Source organism: Tepidimonas sediminis (assembly GCF_007556605.1).
Lineage (GTDB): Bacteria > Pseudomonadota > Gammaproteobacteria > Burkholderiales > Burkholderiaceae_C > Tepidimonas > Tepidimonas sediminis.
The window spans coordinates 242,767-262,147 of the sequence record NZ_VJND01000002.1 but is presented as its reverse complement, the minus strand read 5'-3'; the positions used below and the strand labels follow the sequence as shown (position 1 = coordinate 262,147).

The following is a 19,381-nucleotide window of genomic DNA, read 5'->3' as shown; positions in this document are numbered from 1 at the left end:
GAAGGCCTGCAGCAGCAGCTGCGGGCCGGCTTCCCGGTACTGGAAGCGCTCGATCCAGGCGTCGGCGTTCTCGCGGAAGAATTGCTGGAAGGCCGCAAGGAGCTTGTCCATGTCCAGCCGCCGGTCGGCTGGGCGGACGTACCAGGCCTGCTGCTGCGGCAGCATGTACTGGGTGCTGAAGGTGAGTTCGCGCGGGATGACTTCGCGGTAGATGCGGTTGCTGATCTCGGCCGACGGAATGCGTCGAATCAGCCCCAGGTCTTCGACGTACTGCAGGTCGTCGCTGGGAAGATCATGCACGGCTTCGTCGCCGCCGGCCAGCAGGCGGCTGATGACGGCGTGCACGCGCGGTTCTCTCAACTTGTCGGTGAGCTGATCGAGGTGCGTGGCGCGGCTCTGGATCAGGCGCTCGCGCGCGGCCTTGTAGCGCTCCAGCGTCACCGGCAAAGCACGGTTCTTGCGCAGCTCCCGATCCTGCCAGGTGCATTCGTGCCCCAGGGCATTGACCAGCCACGGCTGGCCCCGGGTGTCTTCCCAGAGTTCCGGCCAGATGGCTTCCTCGAAACGCTGACCCGTGGCTTCGGTGTGCTGCAGCCACAGCGAGCGGGTTTCCTCTTCGCTGAAGTTGCCCAGCCGGATCGAGGCGGCCTTGATGTTGAAGGCACTTCCCCCCGTGATGATCTCGCCGTCCCCACTGTGGATGCGGTAGTCGCGCACGTCGCGCACGCCGCACAGCACCACCGTCTGCGGAAAGGCCATCGGGCGCTGCGCGTAGCCGGCGCGGATCTGGCGCAAGAGGGAAATGAGCGTGTCGCCGATCAGGGCGTCGACTTCGTCCAGCAGCAGCACGATGGGCCGTGGATCGGCCAGGCTCCAGCGCTCCAGCAGCGAGCGCACCCAGTCGTTGACGCCCGCGGTGCCGAGCAGCTCCAGGGCCACCTGCGCGGCGGCTTCGTCGTGCCAACAGTGGCGCGCCGCACTGGCCAGCGCGCGCACGATGGCGGCCATGCCTTCGGCGACGTTGCCGCGCGCGGCCTGCGCGGTCTCGATGTTGGCATACAGCGCCCGGTAGCGCCCCTGCCGGTTCAGGTGCTCCATCAGCGCCAGCAGCGCCGTGGTCTTGCCGGTCTGCCGCGGGGCGTGCAGCACGAAGTAGCGCTTGGCCTCGATCAGCGATTCGATCTCCGCCAGATCCACGCGCGTCAGTGGATCCAGCAGATAGTGATCGCCCGGAATCGACGGACCGGCGGTGTTGAACTGCTTCTCCATCACATCCCCCACACGCCGATGGTGCGGCCGCCGATGGTCTCCGTGCGGTGGAAGATCTTCTCCTCCCAGCTTCGTCCGGGCCGGCGGTCGAAGACGATGAGATGCGCTTCCTGCGCGCCGCACTGGTCGGCATACGCCGCCGTCTGGGTGAGCCCTTCCTCGATCGTCGCTTCCAGGCTCCTGTGCAGGATCTTGAGTTCGAGGACGACCCGCTGCACCGGCCCGAGAAAGCCTTGCGCTTCATCGAGCGGCCACTCGAGGAAGAGGTCGGTTCGGCGACGGCCGAGGCCATACTCGCGGCTGATGCGCCCGCCTCCGTTGACGATCCTCTGCAGGAAGGCCTGCAGCAGCAGCTGCGGGCCGGCTTCCCGGTACTGGAAGCGCTCGATCCAGGCGTCGGCGTTCTCGCGGAAGAATTGCTGGAAGGCCGCAAGGAGCTTGTCCATGTCCAGCCGCCGGTCGCTCGGGCGGACGTACCAGGCCTGCTCGTGGGTGATGGTGATCTGGCGCGTCCAGGTCAGTTCACGGGGGATGACCTCGCGGTAGATGCGGTTGGCGATGCGCAGCTGCGGGCGGGTTTCGATGAGGCCCAGGTCGGCGACGTATTCGACGTCTTCGGTGGGCAGGGTGTCGTGGGGGTTCTCGCCTGCAAGGATCCGGCTGATGACGGCGTGCACGCGCGGTTCTCTCAACTTGTCGGTGAGCTGATCGAGGTGCGTGGCGCGGCTCTGGATCAGGCGCTCGCGCGCGGCCTTGTAGCGCTCCAGCGTCACCGGCAGCGCGCGGTTCTTGCGCAGCTCCCGATCCTGCCAGGTGCATTCGTGCCCCAGGGCATTGACCAGCCACGGCTGGCCCCGGGTGTCTTCCCAGAGTTCCGCCCAGATGGCTTCCTCGAAACGCTGACCCGTGGCTTCGGTGTGCTGCAGCCACAGCGAGCGGGTTTCCTCTTCGCTGAAGTTGCCCAGCCGGATCGAGGCGGCCTTGATGTTGAAGGCGCTGCCGCCCGTGATGATCTCGCCGCCCCCGCTGTGGATGCGGTAGTCGCGCACATCCCGCACGCCGCACAGCACCACCGTCTGCGGAAAGGCCATCGGGCGCTGCGCGTAGCCGGCGCGGATCTGGCGCAAGAGGGAAATGAGCGTGTCGCCGATGAGGGCGTCGACTTCGTCCAGCAGCAGCACGATGGGCCGTGGATCGGCCAGGCTCCAGCGCTCCAGCAGCGAGCGCACCCAGTCGTTGACGCCCGCGGTGCCGAGCAGCTCCAAGGCCATCCGCGCGGCGGCTTCGTCGTGCCAACAGTGGCGCGCCGCACTGGCCAGCGCGCGCACGATGGCGGCCATGCCTTCGGCGACGTTGCCGCGCGCGGCCTGCGCGGTCTCGATGTTGGCATACAGCGCGCGGTAACGCCCCTGCCGGTTCAGGTGCTCCATCAGCGCCAGCAGCGCCGTGGTCTTGCCGGTCTGCCGCGGGGCGTGCAGCACGAAGTAGCGCTGCGCCTCGATCAGCGCGAGGATCTCCTCCAGGTCGATGCGCGCGAGCGGATCGAGCACATAGTGCAGCTCGGGCTTGCTCGGGCCGGCGGTGTTGAACTGCCGCTCCATCACGCCGCCTCCTGTGACGCGGCCGCGGGCTCGGCTGTGCCGCTTTGCGCCACGTAGGCCCAGGCCGAGGCGCACATCGCCTCCACGCCCCGCGCGGCGCGCCAGCCCAGCACGCGTTCGGCCTTCGACGGGTCGGCCCAGCAGGCGGCCACGTCGCCCGGGCGGCGCGCGGCGATGCGGTACGGCACGGGCCGACCGCTGGCCTGCTCGAAGGCGCGCACCATCTCCAGGACACTCGTGCCACGGCCGGTGCCGAGGTTGAAGACGTCACAGGGCTGGTCGGTGCGATCCAGGTGATCCAGCGCCGCGCGGTGCCCTTCGGCCAGGTCCATCACGTGGATGTAGTCGCGCACGCCGGTGCCGTCGGGCGTGGGGTAGTCGTCGCCCCAGACGTTGAGCTGCGGCAGCCGCCCGGCAGCCACGCGCGCGATGTAAGGCATAAGGTTGTTGGGGATGCCGTGCGGGTCTTCGCCGATCAGGGCGCTGTCGTGCGCGCCGACGGGATTGAAGTAGCGCAGGATGGCGATGCGCCACGCGGGGTCGCTGACCGCGAGGTCGCGCAGCATCTCCTCGATGTGCAGCTTGGTGCGGCCGTAAGGGTTGGTGGCGCCGGTGGGGTGAGCCTCGTCCAGCGGCAGGTACTGCGGCTGGCCATAGACGGTGGCACTGCTGGAAAACACCAGCTTGCGTACGCCCTCCTCGGCCATCGCGTGCAGCAGGCTGACGGTGCCGGCGACGTTGTTGTGGTAATACGCCAGCGGCAGCGCCACCGACTCGCCCACGGCCTTCAGGCCCGCGAAGTGGATGACGGCATCCACGTCGTAGTGGCGCAGCACCAGCCGCACGCGCACGGTGTCGAGCACATCGGCCACCTCCAGCGCCGGGCGCTGGCCGGTGATGCGGCCGATGCGCTCGGCCACGGCCGCGTCGCTGTTGCTGAGGTTGTCCAGCAGCACGACGCGATGGCCGGCCTGCTGCAGCACCACGGCGGTGTGGCTGCCGATGTAGCCGGTGCCGCCGGTGAGGAGAATGTTCATGGGGTTTCCGCCCTGCTCGCCACGGGGCGGTGGCGCCGCGCCAGGCAACGCTACCGCAGGGGAGCCGTGCTCTGACCGCAGGCTCCCTCCCTCGTGTGTGACCTTCGGGCGCTAGTCTAGCCCAGAAACGGGTCAGGCCCGCAGCTGCACGAGTGGCACGGCGATGCGGCATTCGCGCTGCAGCAGGGTCAGCAGAACGATGGCGCGCTCCTCGCCGTCGGGCATCTGGTAGATGGCCTCCAGGCCGGCGAACGGTCCATGGGTGATGCGCACGGGCTGCCCGGGCTGGAACAGCGGCTGCGGCACGGCGCCGAGCTCGGCCACCTGCCGCTGCAGCTGCGTGACGATGCCTTCGGGCACGCGCGCGGGCTGGTGGCCGAAAGCAACCAGCCGCGTGACACCGAGGGTGGAACGGATCGGCGCCCATGAGGGGCCGTGGCCGTCGCAGCGCAGCTGGATGAACAGATAGCGCGGGAAGAGCGCCACCGATTCGAGCACGCGCCGCCCCTGACGCAGGCGCTCCACTGGCACGCGGGGCAGGAAGCAGGGGTACCCCTGGCGCTCGAGATTTTCCAGCGCGCGCTGCTCCTGCCGCGGCTTGGTGTGGACGAGGTACCAGTGCATCGCGCCGCCAGGCATGGCAACAGCCCCCGGTCGTCAGACGTTGAAGAGGAAATTCATCACGTCGCCGTCCTGCACGACGTAGTCCTTGCCCTCGGCGCGCATGCGGCCGGCCTCCCTGGCGCCCTGCTCGCCGCCGCAGCGGATGAAGTCGTCGTAGGCGATGGTCTGGGCGCGGATGAAGCCGCGCTCGAAATCGCTGTGGATGACGCCGGCGGCCTGCGGGGCGGTGGCGCCCTTGCGGATGGTCCAGGCGCGCACTTCCTTCTCGCCGACGGTGAAGTAGGTCTGCAGGCCCAGCAGCTCGTAGGCGGCGCGGATCAGGCGATGGAGGCCCGGCTCCTGCAGCCCCAGCTCGCGCAGGAAGGCGAGCCGGTCCTCCTCGTCCATGTCGGCGAGTTCCGCCTCGATCTTGGCGCAGATGGCCACCACCGGCGCGCCCTGCTGCGCCGCCACCTCGCGCAGGCGCTTCAAGTGCGGGTTGTCGTCGCCGAAGCCGTCCTCGGCCACGTTGCCGACGAACATGGCGGGCTTGGCGGTGATCAGGCACAGCGGCTTGAGCCGCGCGCGCTCCTCGTCGGTGAGCGCCAGCGTGCGCACCGGGCGGCCTTCGTCCAGGTGCGCGCGCACGCGCACGAGCAGCGCCGCGAGCTGGGCCGCCTCCTTGTCGTGGCCGCTCTTGGCGGCCTTCTGCGCGCGCTGCAGCGCCTTGTCCACGGTGGCCAGGTCGGCCAGGCACAGCTCGGTCTGGATGACCTCGATGTCGGCCACCGGATCGACGCGACCGGCCACGTGCACGATGTTGGGGTCGTCGAAGCAGCGCACCACGTTGACGATGGCATCCGTCTCGCGGATGTGGGCGAGGAACTGGTTGCCCAGGCCCTCGCCCTGGCTGGCGCCGGCCACCAGGCCCGCGATGTCGACGAACTCGACGATGGCCGGCACCACGCGCTGCGGCTTGACCAGCGCCGCCAGCTGCTGCAGGCGCGGATCGGGCACCTCGACGACGCCGACGTTGGGCTCGATGGTGCAGAAGGGGTAGTTCTCGGCCGCGATGCCGGCCTTGGTCAGGGCGTTGAAGAGAGTGGACTTGCCGACGTTGGGCAGGCCCACGATGCCGCACTTGAGGCTCATGGTGGGGACGTGGTCGGGGTGGAAGCGGGAAATCAGACGATGCTAGCACGCGGGCCACGCCTGCCCGCGCATGCCCTCGTGCAGCATCTGGCCGACGCCGGCGCGCACGATGGCGTTCATGCCGAACGTGGTGGCGCCCTTGAAACGCGCGTCGCGGCGGTAGCCGCGCAGCACCGGGCCGAGCAGGCCGTCGGCCACCCCGCGCGCGGGGTCGACGTCGGGGATGGTGCAGCGCGTGCAGGGCTTGACCAGCGCCAGCTCGGCCGCCGGGGCATCGGGCGGCGCACCGTCGGCCAGCCAGCGCAGGCGAGCCAGACCGTCCTCGGCATGCGCCGGCAGCCCGCCCAGCACGAGGTTGGGCCGCAGGCGCCGCACCACGTCCGCATCCGGCTGGCCCAGCGCCGCCAGCCGCGCCTGCAGGCCCTCCAGCGCGGCCTGCGTCACCACCAGCAGCGGAAAGCCGTCGCTGAAGGTGACGGGCGCCTCCACGCCGCCGGTCCACGCCGGCGCCGCCAGCCGCCGCGCCTCGGGGTCGAAGCGCGCCAGCCGCAGCGGCCCCATGCCGGGCGGCAGATCGGGCCCGAGGAAGTCGGTGAACCACTGCGCGGCCACGTCGCCCATGTCGTAGGCCGCCAGCTCGTCGTCCCACACGCGCACGCGGCACGGCGCCTCGGCGGCGTCGAGCGCCAGGTGCAGCGTCAGCATGCCCGGCGCGCGCAGCTCCAGCTGCCCCAGGTGCAGACGCGGCTGCACCAGCGCCAGCCGCGGCAGCTCGCGCTGCGAGACGAACTCGCCGCGCGCGTCCACCACCATCCAGGTGCGGTCCCACTCCAGCCCGGTCTCCAGCAGCTCGACGCTGCGCAGGCGCAGGCCGGCGCACGACTTGACCGGATAGATCCAGATCTGCTGCAGCGTGACGTCGAGGGCGGGCGTGCTCATGCTCCGCATGGTAGCGGCGCCGGCGCCCCTTGCGCCAGCCCGGCCGGCGCCCCGCCCCTACAATGGCCGCCTGATGGGCAAGCTCTTCGACGTGGCGATCCTGGGCGGCGGCATCGTGGGCCGCACGCTGGCGCTGCTGCTGGCGCGCGAGCGGCTGCGCGTCGCGCTGGTGGAGCGCGCGACGGCCCCGGCCGCGGGGCCGGACATCCGCGCCTACGCGCTCAACGCCGCCGCGCGCGCGCTGCTGCAGACGGTGCGCGCCTGGCCGGCCGAGGAGCGGTACGCCACGCCGGTGCGCGCGATGTGGGTGGCCGATGCCGACGACGGCCCGGCCGGCCTGGCGCAGGCGGCGGCGGCACTGCGCTTCGACGAGCCGGCCCCGGGCGAGCCGCTGGCATGGATCGTCGACGTGCCGGCACTGGAGGCGCAGCTGGAGCAGGCCCTGCACTACCAGAGCGGCGTGGAACGACTGGACGCCGACCGGGACGCGGCGCCGCGCGCGGCGCTGACCGTGGTCTGCGAAGGGCGCCACAGCAGCACGCGCGCCGCGGCCGGCATCGCGTGGGAGGCCGTGCCCTACCCGCACACTGCGATCGCCGCGCGGCTGCGCTGCGCGCGCCCGCACGGCGCGGTGGCGCGGCAATGGTTCCGCGGCGACGAGATCGTCGCGCTGCTGCCGCTGGACGGCGCCGACGGCGCGCGCGTGGCGCTGGTGTGGTCGGTGCCGCACGCGCGCGCGGCGCGGCTGCTGGCGCTGGCGCCCGAAGCGTTCGCCGCCGAACTGCAGGCCGCCTGCGGCGCCGCGCTGGGCGACATGACGCTGGAGGGCGCACCGGCCGGCTGGCCGCTGCAGCGCGCGCTGGCGCGGCCGTGGGTGCGCCCTGGGCTGGCGCTGGCCGGCGACGCCGCGCACGCGATGCACCCGCTGGCCGGCCAGGGCCTCAACACCGGACTGGGCGACGTGGCCGAGCTGGTGCGCGTGCTGCGCGAGCGGGAATACTGGCGGCCGCTGGGCGATGTGCGCCTGCTGCGCCGCTACGAGCGCGCGCGCGCCGCGCCGGTGGCGGCGATGCTGGCGGCCACGGATGCGCTCCACGGCCTGTTCGCCCACCCCGACCCGCGCGCGGCCAGCCTGCGCCGCTGGGGCCTGCGCGCGGTGGATCGGCTGGAACCGCTGAAGCGCTGGCTCATCCAACAGGCGGCGGGCCAGCCGGCCGCGCCCTAGGCGGCCGCGCGGTCCCCTTCCCCGAGACACGGACACCCGACCGATGAGATCCTTTCGCTTCCTGCGCCTGCTGGCCGCCACGACGCTGGCGCTGCTGGCCGGCCATGCCGCGGCCAACGAGGCCGTGATCCGCAAGAACTTGGCCGAGCGGCTGCCCAGCCTGCCGCGCATCGACGAGGTGCGCGCCACGCCGATGCCCGGCCTGTTCGAGGTGCGCATCGGCACCGACCTGCTCTACACCGACGCGCGCGGCGACTATCTGATCCAGGGCGTGCTGATCGACACCCGTGCGCGCGTCAACCTGACCGAGGAGCGGCTGGACAAGCTGACCGCCATCGCCTTCGACGAGCTGCCGCTGAAGGACGCCTTCACCGTCGTGCGCGGCAACGGCCAGCGCAAGCTGGCGGTGTTCGCCGACCCGAACTGCGGTTTCTGCAAGCGCTTCGAGCGCGATCTGGCCAAGCTGGACAACGTCACGATCCACACCTTCCTGTACCCGGTGCTGGGCAAGGATTCGGAGGCCAAGTCGCGCGCGATCTGGTGCGCCAAGGACCGCGCCAAGGCCTGGGACGACTGGATGCAGCGCGGTGTGCAGCCGCCGGCGGCCGACGCCAGGTGCGACACCAGCGCGCTGGAGCGCAACCTCGCCTTCGGCCAGAAATATCGCATCACCGGCACGCCGACCACCTTCCTGGCCAACGGGCAGCGCATCCCCGGGGCGGTGGGGCTGGAGCGGCTGGAGCCGCTGCTGGCGCAGGCTGCCGGTGCGGCCAAATGAGCGCGGCGGCCCTGCACTACCGGGTCGAGGCGGCCGACGCGCACGCGCACCTGTGGCGCGTGACGCTGACGGTGATGCGCCCGGCCGCACGCCAGCGCGTCAGCCTGCCGGTGTGGATCCCGGGCAGTTACCTGGTGCGCGAGTTCGCCCAGCACCTGCAGCGGCTGCAGGCGCTGGCGGACGGCCAGCCGGCCGCGCTGCGCCAGCTCGACAAGAACACTTGGGAGGTGGAGGCGCCCGGCGCGGCCGAGCTGCAGCTGCACTACGAGGTCCACGCGCACGACGCCTCGGTGCGCACGGCGTTCCTGGACGCCACGCGCGGCTTCTTCAACCCCACGAGCCTGTGCCTGCGCGTGCACGGGCGCGAGGACGAACCGCAGGCGCTGACGCTCGCACCGAACCGCTGGACGCAAGGCTGGCGCGTGGCCACGGCGCTGGAGCGCGCCGACGGCGCCACGCGCGACGCGCACGGACGCTGGCGCTGGCCGCACGACGATGGCTTTGCCACCTACCTGGCCGCCGACTACGACGAGCTGGCCGACCACCCGGTGGAGCTGGGCACGTTCTGGATCGGTGATGTGGAGGTGCGCGGCGTGCCGCACCGGCTGGCGGTGACCGGGGCGCCGGCGGGCTTCGATGGCGGGCGGCTGCTGCGCGATGCGGCGCGCATCGCCGAGGCAGCCTGCGCGCTGTGGCATGGCGAGGCGGCACCGCCGCCGTTCGACCGCTACCTGTTCCTGCTGCACGTCACGCGCGACGGCTACGGCGGGCTGGAGCACCGGCATTCGACGGCGCTGGTGTGTGCGCGCGGGGATCTGCCGCTGGCGCCGCTGCCGGATGCGGCGACGACCGAGACGGCACCGAAGGCCGGCGACCGCTACGTCACGCTGCTCGGCCTCATCAGCCATGAATATTTCCATGCCTGGAACGTCAAGCGGCTGCGCCCGGCGGAGTTCGCCCGCTACGACTACGACCGCGAGAACTACACCCGGCTGCTGTGGTTCTTCGAAGGCTTCACGAGCTACTACGACGACCTGCTGCTGCTGCGCGCCGGGCTGATCGAGCTGCCGACGTACCTGGAGCTGCTGGCGCGCACGGTCAACCACGTGCTGGCCACGCCGGGCCGACGGGTGCAGAGCGTGGCGCAGGCGAGCTTCGATGCCTGGATCAAGTACTACCGCCCGCACGACGGCACGCCCAACGCCACCGTCAGCTACTACGCCAAGGGGGCGCTGGTGGCGCTGGCGCTGGACCTGACGCTGCGCGACGCCGCCGGCGTCTCGCTGGACGATGCGCTGCGCGCGCTGTGGCGGCGCTGCGCCGGCGGCCCGATGGAGGAGGACGACCTGCGCGCGGTGCTGCGCGAGCTGGCCGGCCGGCCGCTGGATGCGGAGCTGGATGCCTGGGTGCACGGCACCGGGGATCCGCCGTTGCGCACGCTGCTGGAGGGCCACGGCATCCGCTGGGTGGAGGAGCCGGCACCGCTGCCGCAGCGGCTGGGCCTGCAGGTCGACGAAGCGGGCGGCGCGCTGCGCCTCAAGCACGTGCTGCGCGGCGGAGCGGCCGAGGCGGCGGGGCTGGCACCCGGCGACGAGTGGCTGGCCGTGCAGCGCGGCGAGGCCATCTGGCGCGTGACGCGGCTGGAGGACGTGGCGCTGCACGCGCGCGGCCTGGCGCCCGGGGAGCCGCTGCTGGCCTGGGTGGCGCGCGACGGGCGCGTGCTGCACTGCCCGCTGCGCTGGCCGGCTCAGGCGGCCGCAAGCGTCAAGCTGCTGCCGCCGCAGGACGCCTCCACCGCGGCCTGAGTGCCGCTGCCCAGGCCGTGCGGGCGTCTCTCACGCGCCGCGGAACTGCGGCGCGCGCTTCTGCAGGAAGGCCGTCACCCCCTCGACGTAGTCGTGCGTGCGGCCGAGCGCCGCCTGCAGCTCGCGCTCGGCGTCGAGCTGCTGCTCCAGCGAACGCTGCAAGGCGCCGCGCAGCAGATGGCGCGTGGCCACCAGCGCCTTCGTCGGCAGCGCGGCCAGGCGCTCGGCCAGCGCCAGCGCCGCCGCGAGCGCATCGTCGGCCACGTCCCAGATCAGCCCCCACGCCTTGGCCTGCTCGGCCGACAGCTTGTCGCCCAGCATCGCCCAGCCCAGCGCCCGCGCCAGCCCCAGCCGCTCGACGCTGAGCCAGCTGCCGCCGGCATCCGGAATCAGGCCGATCTTGCTGAACGCCTGCACGAAGCTCGCGCCCGGCGCGGCGATGGCCAGGTCACAGCTCAGCGCCAGCGACACGCCGGCGCCGGCGGCCACGCCGTTGACCGCCGCCACGGTGGGCACGCGCAGGTTGATCAGCGCGCGCGCGGTCGGGTTGAAGCACTCGTCGAGCACCGGGCCCGGATTGGCGCGCTCGGCCAGATCCGGCCCCGGGGCGAAGTCGAGCTCCGACAGGTCCAGCCCGGCGCAGAAGCCGCGGCCGGCGCCGGTCAGCACCAGCGCGCGCACCGCCGTGTCGCGTTCGATCTCGGCCAGTGCCGCCTGCAGCGCGCGGTGCATGGTGCGGGTGAAGCTGTTGAGCGCCTGCGGGCGGTTCAGCGTCAGCAGCGCCACCGCGCCGCGGCGCTCCAGCAGGATCTCGTCGGCCGCCGCGGCGGCCGTGGGGGACGCATTCATGGTCAACGGGTCTCCTCTGCTTGGCATGACGGGCCGCCAGGCGGCCCCGGACCGGGATCGTAACCCGAGGCGGCACAGCGTTTATAGTGCCGGCTGTTTCACGCCACCACGAGGATCCCGCATGAGCGAGACGACCTATGCCACCCTGCTGACCCGCACCGACGGCCCGGTGGGCATCATCCAGCTCAACCGGCCCAGGCAGCTCAACGCGCTCAACGATCAGCTGATGGATGAGCTCGGCGCGGCGCTGCGCGCCTTCGATGCCGACGAGGCCATCGCCTGCATCGTGCTGACCGGCAACGACAAGGCGTTCGCCGCCGGCGCCGACATCGCCGCGATGGCGCAGTACACCTTCGCCGACGTCTACCGCAGCGAGTACATCACGCGCAACTGGGAAACGCTGCGCCACGTGCGCAAGCCCGTCATCGCCGCCGTGGCCGGCTACGCGCTGGGCGGCGGCTGCGAGGTGGCGATGATGTGCGACCTGATCATCGCCGCCGACAACGCCCGCTTCGGCCAGCCGGAGGTCAAGATCGGCGTCATTCCCGGCGCCGGCGGCACGCAGCGGCTGCCGCGCGCCATCGGCAAGGCCAAGGCGATGGACATGGTACTGACCGGCCGCATGATGGACGCCGCCGAGGCCGAGCGCGCGGGTCTGGTCAGCCGCGTGGTGCCCGCCGACAAGCTGATGGAAGAAGCGCTGGCGATCGCGCACGCCATCGCCGCGCAGCCGCGGCTGGCGGTGCTGGCGGCCAAGGAGGCGGTCAACCGCGCCTTCGAGGCGCCACTTGCGGAGGGGCTGCAGTTCGAGCGCCGCATGTTCCACGCCATGTTCGCCACCCAGGACCAGAAGGAGGGCATGGCCGCGTTCCTCGAGAAGCGGCCGGCACGCTTCGAAGGCCGCTGATCCCCGCGGCGCCCGCTGCCCGCGCGTGGCCGCCGGGCGCTTCGGCCTGCCTGCGGGGTCCGCCGCGGTCTCGGTCGGTTCTGCTATACTTTTGGCTTCGGCGGCGCTTTAGCTCAGTCGGTTAGAGCGACGGAATCATAATCCGCAGGTCCGGGGTTCGAGTCCCTGAAGCGCCACCAAAAAAATCAACGACTTAGCCGGCATCACGGCGGGCTTTTTTGTGGGCGCTCGCCGCCATGTAGCCACCATGTAGCCAGTTTTGGCAAGTCGGGCAGGCGCGGCCAGAAAGCCAGGCGTGCGATCACCAGCGCAGCGTCCCGCGTGCGGCGCAGGGTGTCGGCAGTCCCGACACCCTCGCGCAGGGGGTGGGTGTGGTGCACCCCTCCCCTGCTGACGCTCGGGTTTCACCGATCTGGCGAAGCCCGGGGCCTCCGCAGACTGCGGATGCCCCTGGGACGCGCCAGAACGGCCTGTGGGCGGTTTTTTTGTGGCGGCTAAGCCCCCACCCTGCGCGCCCGCGGTCAAAAGCGCGCCAGAGGGCTTTTTGAGGCCCTCAGGCTCATCGCGCGTTCAGCGCGATGCGCGTTTCCCCCTTCCCCCACACCCCCTTCCACCCCCTACCCCCTTCTCCACCAAGGATGGTGGAGTGCCAATAACCTCTTTTGGTGTTGGTGTTGGTGTTGGTGTTGGTGTTGGGGGCATTGCGCCGGCACTGCCGCGGCACTGCCGCAGCCGTCCAGGCGCACGAAAAAGCCCGCGCTGCGGCGGGCCTACGGGGTGGTGATGGGTGGCCAGCGGCGGGTCACCCGAAGGCTCTCGGGCGTTCGATCACGATCACGCCTTGGTGCGCAGGCTCAGCCTTCAGCGTCTCAATGATCACCCGCAGCAGATGCGCCAGCGCCGTTGCATCCCGCACAGACATGCGTCCGGCCAGCGCTGTGCGATACAACTTTGCGGCCTCGCCGCGGATGTCGGCCATCGTCTCCAGCTTCGGCCTTCGTGCACGGGTGGCCATTGGTCAATTCTCCCTTTCGGATCAACGCGTTACGCGCGATTGTGCGGCCAGTTTGGCAGCCATTGCAGCGGCTCTGGCGGTTCCTGACCGCGCGCCAGCGCGGCTACGCAGCGCAGCAGCTCGGTCTGCCAGCCGGTCATCGTGATCGTCGGCAACACCAGCTCCAGCAGGCCGGCGCGGTCGTGATCCAGCAGCGCCAGCACGTCCGGCGCGGCCTCGGCAGCCATGCGCGGGTCGCCAAGCCCCAGCGCCTCCAGGCGGCGCGCGGCCCCGAGAACGGACGGCGGCAAGCGCTCAGCGGCCATGCACAAGCCTGTCAAGCGCTCCCTCAGCGCGGCGGTGGGCCTCATCGGCCAGGTGGCGCGCGCCAGCAATCGCGTTCAAGATCAGCTGCGGCGCGCTGCGGCTGCCTTCGTCCAGGTCGGACAGCAGCACCACCTCCACCAGGGTCATGATGGAACGGCTGCAATCGAGCAGCTGCTCGCATTCCTCGAGTGTGACGGCAAGGCTCTTCATCGTCATGGCTCCCATCGAATGACCACCTCGGGCTGCGCATCGCTCTGGGCGGGTGGCAGCAGGCGCGCCAGCAGCGCCAGCGCGGCGGCGCGGATGCGCGGCTCTGGGTCGAGGAAGCAGCGCGCCAGATACTCGCGGCCTCCGACGTCAGCTAGCGCGCCCAGGATCAGTTCTCCCAGCCGGGCCGGCACGCGATTCTTGCTGCCGGGTTTGCGGCCACGGCCAGCGGCTGGTGGTTTTCGCTTGGTGGTGTCGGACACAGTAGAACTCCAGCAGTTTGGTGGTCAAGGCAGGCCGGGCGCAAGATCGCCCAGGTCGTCGTCAGGCAGCGGCTGCTGCGCTTCCAGGTCAGAGAACGCCGGGCATCGGTGCGGCTGCGTCACCAGCTGCTGCGGCAGCGGCAGGCGCTGCGCCGCGCACCACCAGCGGCTGCTGACCCCGGCGCGCAGGTGGGCGCAGGCAAGGCACGGACGCAGGTCGCCCAGGCGCGCGGCCCAATGGGCCACATCGGCCGCGCAGTCGGCCTCTTCCGACGAGAAGCCAAGCGCCACGGCGCGCTCGAACATCGCGGCCATGCGCCGCAGTTCGGGCTCGCTGGCGGGCGTCCAGGCGCGGCGCTCGCGCCCGAACGGGTGGGGCTGCGCCCCCGGATCGAGGACGGGCTGCTGGCGCTCGAATGCCGGGCACTGGGCGGCATGCTCGGCTGGCGGCCAGCGTATCGCGAAGTGGTCAGCCAACCCGGCCTCGGCAGGCCGGGCGCACGTGCCGGCGCGGGTGCGGTGGGCGCACGCTGCGCAGGTGCGACAGGAGGGCGCCCCCGGATCGACGGCCCCTTCGGCAGGGACTGGCGCAGCGGAAGTCCCTTTGGCGCGGCAAGGGCCGGAATTCGAGTCCGCCCCCCGCGCCAGCGCCAGCAGCCGGATGCCGCGCGCGGCCAGGTCGAGGAAGGTCTCGCGCGCGCCCATCAGAACACCTCCAGGTCGCCGCCGACCAGCGGCGCATGATTCGCCACGGGTGGCGATGGGGGGTCGCCTATCACGTTCACAGCGCCGTCCCGAACCTGCGCCACGGCAGCGGGCGGCTGCGGCGCTTCGGCGGCTGGCGCAGCGCATAGATGATCAGCGGCACCATAGGTGCTCAAGCTTTTTGGCTTGAGCATCTTTGGGCTTTCTCGATCATCTATGGCGGCTGGCAGCGCCCACACCCACGTGCCGCTCCGTCCGAACCCAGACCTAGCCGCCTCGACCCCAAGCATCCGCTTGGCTCGGCGGATCGTCGCTTCCGAGTAGCCAGCGCCGCTCGCCTCGACCATGACCTGCCGCTGCGGCATGGGGCCGTCGGCCAGCAGAGAGCGCAGGAAACTGGCGGCATCGGCCAGCGCTCCTGTCTCGTCGTCAGGCGCTGCCTCGGCTTGCGCCAGCAGCTCGCGCGCCGAGCCCTCGACGACTCCGCCCCAGCGGACGCGGGATGTCCAGATTCCGGACGTGACCTCGATCCGTTCGATGTCGTAGCCGACACCTCCGGCGTCACTGCCGATGTTCGACTTCGGGCGCAACAGTAGGCGCGCTGGCTCGCCGGGCGGCGGGTCTTCGCGCTTGGCGGCCATCAGCACAACACGCGCCAACGCCGCGAACGCAATGCTCCCCGTGACGCGCTCCGTCGGGTCGCGGCCAGCCGTCGCCTTGGCCAAGTGCGTGACGCCCAGCAGGGCGGCGTCGAGCTCGGCGGCCAGGTCGACCAGCGGCTGCAGCGCGCGGCGCACCTCGGCGTTTTTGTGCGAGTCCGCGCCCGCACCCATAGTTGCGACAACGGGGTCTACGATCAGCAACGATGGCTTCAGCAGCCGAAGCTTGGCGGCCAGTAGTGGCAGGTCGGTCGCCGGGTCGAATGGACGACGTCCCGCGTCGTCCGTGACCGGTCCGACGAGTAGGACACGATCAAGGTCTGCCCCAGCGGCCATCAGGCGCGGCACCAACGTATCGCGTGGATCATCTTCGCCCGACCAAATAACCGCGCTTCCGGCTGTTTCGCATCGGCTGCCGTCTGGCCAGCGCCCGGCTCGGGTGATGATGGCAGCCAGCGCCAGCGCAATCTGCGTTTTGCCTTGCCCAGGTCGCCCGGCCAGTAGGTGGAGCTTCCCGCGCGCCAGCCATCCGGGCCACAGCCATCGCACCGGTTGCGGTTCAATCGCTCCGGCCGAGAGCAGCTCGACCTCAGCCGGGCGCTCGTCAGTCAGCTGCTCGCCCTCCAGCGGCGGCACGGTGGGCTCGGTGCGCAAGGCGGCCAGCGCGGCCCTGATGTCCATCAGGTCAGCCATCACGCGCCCTCCCTTGCGGCCACGTCAATCGCGCGCAGCTCGTCTGCCAGCGAGTCCAGCGCCGCCTCGATCCGACCCAAGCACCACGCGGCGCGCAGCAGCGCGGCAAGCAGCGGGTCGCCCGCGTCTTCCGGGCGGCGGTGCGGCGCGCTACAATCGAAGACGTCAGCCGCACCCCCAACTTCCGCTGGCAGCCCCACCGCAACGGTGGGGTTTTCTTTTTGGATTTGCGCCGTCATTTGTCGCCCTCCAACCCCAGTAAACGGCGGATATCGCGCACCGACCACATCAGGCGTCCGTAAACGCGCACAGGCTGAATGGGGCCGCGCCCCGAGGACGACCAGGCGCGCAAGGTTTGTGAACGGCGGCCCAAGTAATACGCGGCCTGCCCGGTTTCCACGGCAGGCCTGGTTTCCATTTCAAGCGGTGGGTATTGAACGGGTTTCACTCGCTGCACCTCCGTCAAACACTGTTGACGCGGCTGTCAGTGTGCAGCGCAGCTGGCGCGCCGGGAATGGACGCTGCAATGCAGCGCCTAGCCTTTGCAATGCAGCGCCTAGCCCTCGGACGGCAAATCAACGACTTGCGCGCCACCAGCGGCGCGGCAAATGGCGCGGCTCAGGCGTTCGCGAAGGGCTTCAGGCGTTCGAATTGCGGCGCAGCTCGCCGTCGCGCAGCCAGCGCCTGACGGTGGCGGGGCTCAGATTCAGGGCGCGGGCCTGCTCGGACGCGAAGCGATCCTTGGTCTTGCTGCTTCCGGCGCGCTGCAGCGCCAGCCACGCATCCTGCACAGTGCGGCGCTTGGCGTTGTGATCCATGTGAGCGATGATTGCGGCGCGGCGCAGCAGCCGCTGCCTCTCGTTTCGGTCGGTGCGCAGCGGGTTTTCCGTGATCGGCCCGCAACCGACGTTGTGGAGCAAATCCAGGATGTCGTCGGCAATCTGCGCCACCAGCGGCGCATTGGCCAATTCAGGGTACACGCCATCGATGGCGCGGATTAGCCTTACCAGCGCCGGCCGATTGCGCGCATCGTCGGCTTGCGCGCGCTGCGCCAGCCGCTCGATTGCGGCCAGCAGGTCTTGGCTCCGATCTTCCATTCGCACCCCCCCTTACCGCCGGATTGCGCCCCGGCGTGGCGTTTGTTATGCGGCCAGCGTCCGGCCAGTCGCGCAATCGGCGCTCACGGGGCGGCCTCGCAGGTCTCGATTTGCACGCGCAGCCCGGCGACGGTGGCCAGGTTGACCAGGGCGTCCAGAGAAAAGCGGCTCAGCCGCCCGCGCAGCAGGTCATTCATGCGGGGCTGGGTGACGCCACAGCGGCGCGCGGCCTCGGCCTGTGTCCAACCATGGCGGCGCACGTGGGCCGCAATGGCATCCATCAGCTCAGCCCGGGCGCGCAGGTTGGCAGCCTGCTCTGGCGAATCGGCCAGCGCATCCCAGACGCTGGCGTAGGTCTCGGCGGTCATGTTCAACCTCCTATCTCGCGGTAACGCTGGCGCGCCAGCTCGATATCGGCGCGGGCGGTGCGCTGGGTCTTTTTCTGGAAAGCGTGCAGCACGTAGACGGCCCGCGCCACGCGCGCCACATAGATGACCCGGTAGGTGCCGCTGGCGTCCCAGACGCGCAGCTCCTCCACTCCCGGCCCGACCTCTGGCATGGGTTTGAAGTCGCTGGGCTGCTCGCCGCACTGCACGCGGTGCAGCTGATAACCGGCATCGTGCCGCGCACCCTCAGGAAAGTCGCGCAGGCGGCGCAGCGCATCGCCCAGGAAGACCAGCGGTTTCACGTCGGCAGTATATCCAGACTTGTATCGTCACGCCACCACGCGCAGCCGCTGGGCGGCATCCTCGGCGCTGGGCTGCTCGATTCCGGCTTGCTCCAGAATCCAGCCCTCGATCTTGACGTGCCACTTCGCCAGCAAGTCCAGAGGCCGCACGGTGTAGTGCTTTTCGGCGGTGGCGCTGGGCTTGTGGCCCATGATCTGCGCCGTCACGCCTACGGGCACCTCCACCCATTCGGACAGGCTCTTAAAACTGCGGCGCAGGCCGTGAAGGGTGACGGGCGGGACGCCTGCCAGCCTGCAGACCCGGGTGGCGGCGTGATTCGGCGGCGCAATCGGGCCGTCGGTCTTGCCGCTCATGAAGACGTAGGGGCCGCGGCGGGGAAGACCGGCCAGCAGCGCGGCCACGTAGGGCGTCAAGGGAATGGTGCGCTCGCCCTCCACCTTGTCGCGGATGGTCAGGCTCTTCCATTGGAAATCCACGTCCGACCAGCGCAGCTGCAGCAGCTCGCCTGGGCGCGCGCCGGTCAGCAGCAGGGCCTGAAGGTAGGCGCTGACCGCCGGGTCTTGCGTGCGCACGGCCTCGAACCACGGGCGCAGCTGCTCGCGCAGCAGGGCGTCGGTCTTGGCTTGCGGGCTGCCCAGCGCCTCGCGGGCGCGCCTGCTCTTGGCGGGGTTGCCATCCGGCATGGCGTGGCGGTAGTCGGGATGCGCGCGGCACCAGTTCATGAACACCCCCAGCAGGCGCAGGCACAGCCGCGCCACGGTCGGGCGCTCGGCGGCATGCTTGGCAGCCCAGCGCTCCACCGTCGCGGCGTCCAGTTGCGCCAGCGGCCGGTTCAGCAGCTGATACAGCGGCCCGGCAGCCAGGGTGCCTTTGCCACGGCGCACCGGATCGCCACCGGCACGCGCGAGTTTGACGTGGTCGGCGTAGTGACGCTCGCCCCAGGCGCGGCGGCGCTCCTCGCAGTAGCGTTGCCACACGTCCAGGGCGCAGGCCTGGGCGGCCTGCTGGCGGGCGCGCTCGGCTTCGCGCTGCTGCTGCTGACGCCTAGCTTCCTCGCGCGGGTCGATACCGCGATCCAACAGCGCCGCGAGCTCGCGCGCACGGGCGCGGGCGGCCTCGATCGTCCAGTGCGCAGGGTCGCCGATGGTCACGCGCACCGTGCGGCGCTGCAGCTTCGCTTCGAACACGTAGGACTTCGCCCCGGCAGGCGTGGCGCGCAGCGCCAGCGTCGGCACCTCCGAGTCGCGCAGGAAGGCCTGAGTCTGCCCAGGCGGGCAGGTGAAGGCGGCCACGCGGCCAGCCGTGAGTCGCACCCTTGCGGTCATGTTGCACCCCCAATTCCGTCAGCTGCAAGATGATTTCACGATATGAGTTCCATGTAGCCACCATGTAGCCACTTTTGCTCAAACTAGCGGCAAACTGATCAACACGTGCTGCAGTGCAGCATCGTACAAGTGCCTGATTTCCATGGATTCTATCAACAGCGTGGAATGGGAAGGAATACCTTGATGAGCGGAATCATAATCCGCAGGTCCTGGGTTCGAGTCCCTGAAGCGCCACCATGACGACCAACCACTTGGCC

Annotated in this window: 22 protein-coding genes and 1 tRNA gene; 5 read left to right on the top strand and 18 right to left on the bottom strand. The window is 70.8% G+C overall.

Annotation, left to right across the window (positions count from 1 at the left end):
• From Tsedi_RS03215 to Tsedi_RS03190, 6 genes are all read right to left on the bottom strand, one after another.
• The coding region (locus tag Tsedi_RS03215; RefSeq protein ID WP_185970564.1) for an AAA family ATPase at positions 1–1,269 on the bottom strand (1,269 nt) is incomplete at its 3' end.
• Complete coding sequence (locus Tsedi_RS03210) at positions 1,269–2,870, bottom strand: P-loop NTPase family protein (protein WP_143893536.1); 1,602 nt, start codon at positions 2,868–2,870, stop codon at positions 1,269–1,271. The genes Tsedi_RS03210 and Tsedi_RS03215, both read right to left, overlap by 1 nt.
• A complete protein-coding gene (gene galE, locus Tsedi_RS03205; RefSeq protein WP_143893534.1) occupies positions 2,870–3,907 on the bottom strand; it encodes a UDP-glucose 4-epimerase GalE in 1,038 nt (345 codons plus the stop codon). Before galE ends, Tsedi_RS03210 begins: the two co-directional genes overlap by 1 nt.
• 132 nt (positions 3,908–4,039) lie before the next feature.
• Positions 4,040–4,546, bottom strand: coding sequence for a transcription/translation regulatory transformer protein RfaH (gene rfaH, locus Tsedi_RS03200; protein WP_221934189.1), 507 nt, complete (start codon positions 4,544–4,546; stop codon positions 4,040–4,042).
• Positions 4,547–4,564: 18 nt separating this feature from the next.
• Positions 4,565–5,662, bottom strand: coding sequence for a redox-regulated ATPase YchF (ychF, locus tag Tsedi_RS03195; protein ID WP_143893530.1), 1,098 nt, complete (start codon positions 5,660–5,662; stop codon positions 4,565–4,567).
• Positions 5,663–5,704: 42 nt separating this feature from the next.
• The gene (locus Tsedi_RS03190) at positions 5,705–6,601 is read right to left on the bottom strand and encodes an MOSC domain-containing protein (protein WP_143893528.1); all 897 of its coding nucleotides are present in this window, start codon (positions 6,599–6,601) and stop codon (positions 5,705–5,707) included.
• Positions 6,602–6,674: 73 nt separating this feature from the next.
• Here Tsedi_RS03190 and Tsedi_RS03185 point away from each other — a divergent pair, with 73 nt between their 5' ends.
• The 3 genes from Tsedi_RS03185 to Tsedi_RS03175 are packed head-to-tail and all read left to right on the top strand — an operon-like array spanning position 6,675 to position 10,409.
• Positions 6,675–7,826 carry an FAD-dependent monooxygenase gene (locus tag Tsedi_RS03185; protein ID WP_143893526.1) on the top strand — a complete coding sequence of 384 codons (1,152 nt, stop codon included), beginning with the start codon at positions 6,675–6,677 and terminating at the stop codon, positions 7,824–7,826.
• 43 nt (positions 7,827–7,869) lie between these two features.
• Complete coding sequence (locus Tsedi_RS03180; protein WP_143893524.1) at positions 7,870–8,604, top strand: DsbC family protein; 735 nt, start codon at positions 7,870–7,872, stop codon at positions 8,602–8,604.
• Entirely contained in the window at positions 8,601–10,409 is a 1,809-nt protein-coding gene (locus tag Tsedi_RS03175; RefSeq protein WP_143893523.1) for a M61 family metallopeptidase, read from the top strand. Before Tsedi_RS03180 ends, Tsedi_RS03175 begins: the two co-directional genes overlap by 4 nt.
• A gap of 30 nt (positions 10,410–10,439) precedes the next feature.
• Here Tsedi_RS03175 and Tsedi_RS03170 read toward each other — a convergent pair whose 3' ends face one another.
• On the bottom strand, positions 10,440–11,258 hold the full coding sequence (locus Tsedi_RS03170) for an enoyl-CoA hydratase-related protein (RefSeq protein WP_143893521.1): 819 nt from the start codon (positions 11,256–11,258) through the stop codon (positions 10,440–10,442).
• 121 nt (positions 11,259–11,379) lie between these two features.
• Between Tsedi_RS03170 and Tsedi_RS03165 the strand changes: the two genes are divergently transcribed.
• The gene (locus Tsedi_RS03165; protein WP_143893519.1) at positions 11,380–12,165 is read left to right on the top strand and encodes an enoyl-CoA hydratase; all 786 of its coding nucleotides are present in this window, start codon (positions 11,380–11,382) and stop codon (positions 12,163–12,165) included.
• Positions 12,166–12,267: 102 nt separating this feature from the next.
• Positions 12,268–12,344: transfer RNA gene (locus Tsedi_RS03160), tRNA-Met, on the top strand.
• 623 nt (positions 12,345–12,967) lie between these two features.
• Here the strand turns inward: Tsedi_RS03160 and Tsedi_RS03155 are convergent.
• The 11 genes from Tsedi_RS03155 to Tsedi_RS03100 all read right to left on the bottom strand — a co-directional run bounded on the left by Tsedi_RS03155 (position 12,968) and on the right by Tsedi_RS03100 (position 19,112).
• A complete protein-coding gene (locus tag Tsedi_RS03155) occupies positions 12,968–13,180 on the bottom strand; it encodes a hypothetical protein (RefSeq protein ID WP_143893517.1) in 213 nt (70 codons plus the stop codon).
• A gap of 29 nt (positions 13,181–13,209) precedes the next feature.
• Positions 13,210–13,485, bottom strand: a complete 276-nt coding sequence (locus tag Tsedi_RS03150; protein WP_143893515.1) for a hypothetical protein — start codon at positions 13,483–13,485, stop codon at positions 13,210–13,212.
• On the bottom strand, positions 13,475–13,696 hold the full coding sequence (locus Tsedi_RS03145) for a hypothetical protein (RefSeq protein WP_185970563.1): 222 nt from the start codon (positions 13,694–13,696) through the stop codon (positions 13,475–13,477). Before Tsedi_RS03145 ends, Tsedi_RS03150 begins: the two co-directional genes overlap by 11 nt.
• 2 nt (positions 13,697–13,698) lie before the next feature.
• Positions 13,699–13,887 carry a hypothetical protein gene (locus Tsedi_RS03140; RefSeq protein WP_143893511.1) on the bottom strand — a complete coding sequence of 63 codons (189 nt, stop codon included), beginning with the start codon at positions 13,885–13,887 and terminating at the stop codon, positions 13,699–13,701.
• Between the two features lie 93 nt (positions 13,888–13,980).
• Positions 13,981–14,661 (bottom strand): hypothetical protein, encoded by a 681-nt coding sequence (locus Tsedi_RS03135; RefSeq protein WP_143893509.1) that lies wholly within the window; start codon positions 14,659–14,661, stop codon positions 13,981–13,983.
• The gene (locus tag Tsedi_RS03130) at positions 14,661–16,013 is read right to left on the bottom strand and encodes an AAA family ATPase (RefSeq protein WP_246099151.1); all 1,353 of its coding nucleotides are present in this window, start codon (positions 16,011–16,013) and stop codon (positions 14,661–14,663) included. Before Tsedi_RS03130 ends, Tsedi_RS03135 begins: the two co-directional genes overlap by 1 nt.
• Positions 16,013–16,252 (bottom strand): hypothetical protein, encoded by a 240-nt coding sequence (locus Tsedi_RS03125; RefSeq protein ID WP_143893507.1) that lies wholly within the window; start codon positions 16,250–16,252, stop codon positions 16,013–16,015. The genes Tsedi_RS03130 and Tsedi_RS03125 overlap by 1 nt, the downstream gene beginning before the upstream one ends.
• A gap of 399 nt (positions 16,253–16,651) precedes the next feature.
• Entirely contained in the window at positions 16,652–17,110 is a 459-nt protein-coding gene (locus tag Tsedi_RS03115; RefSeq protein WP_143893505.1) for a hypothetical protein, read from the bottom strand.
• An 83-nt stretch (positions 17,111–17,193) separates the two neighbouring features.
• The gene (locus Tsedi_RS03110) at positions 17,194–17,478 is read right to left on the bottom strand and encodes a helix-turn-helix domain-containing protein (RefSeq protein ID WP_143893503.1); all 285 of its coding nucleotides are present in this window, start codon (positions 17,476–17,478) and stop codon (positions 17,194–17,196) included.
• A 2-nt stretch (positions 17,479–17,480) separates the two neighbouring features.
• Entirely contained in the window at positions 17,481–17,798 is a 318-nt protein-coding gene (locus Tsedi_RS03105) for a type II toxin-antitoxin system RelE/ParE family toxin (RefSeq protein ID WP_143893501.1), read from the bottom strand.
• 27 nt (positions 17,799–17,825) lie between these two features.
• Complete coding sequence (locus Tsedi_RS03100; RefSeq protein ID WP_342781084.1) at positions 17,826–19,112, bottom strand: tyrosine-type recombinase/integrase; 1,287 nt, start codon at positions 19,110–19,112, stop codon at positions 17,826–17,828.
• Between the last annotated feature and the right edge of the window lie 269 nt (positions 19,113–19,381).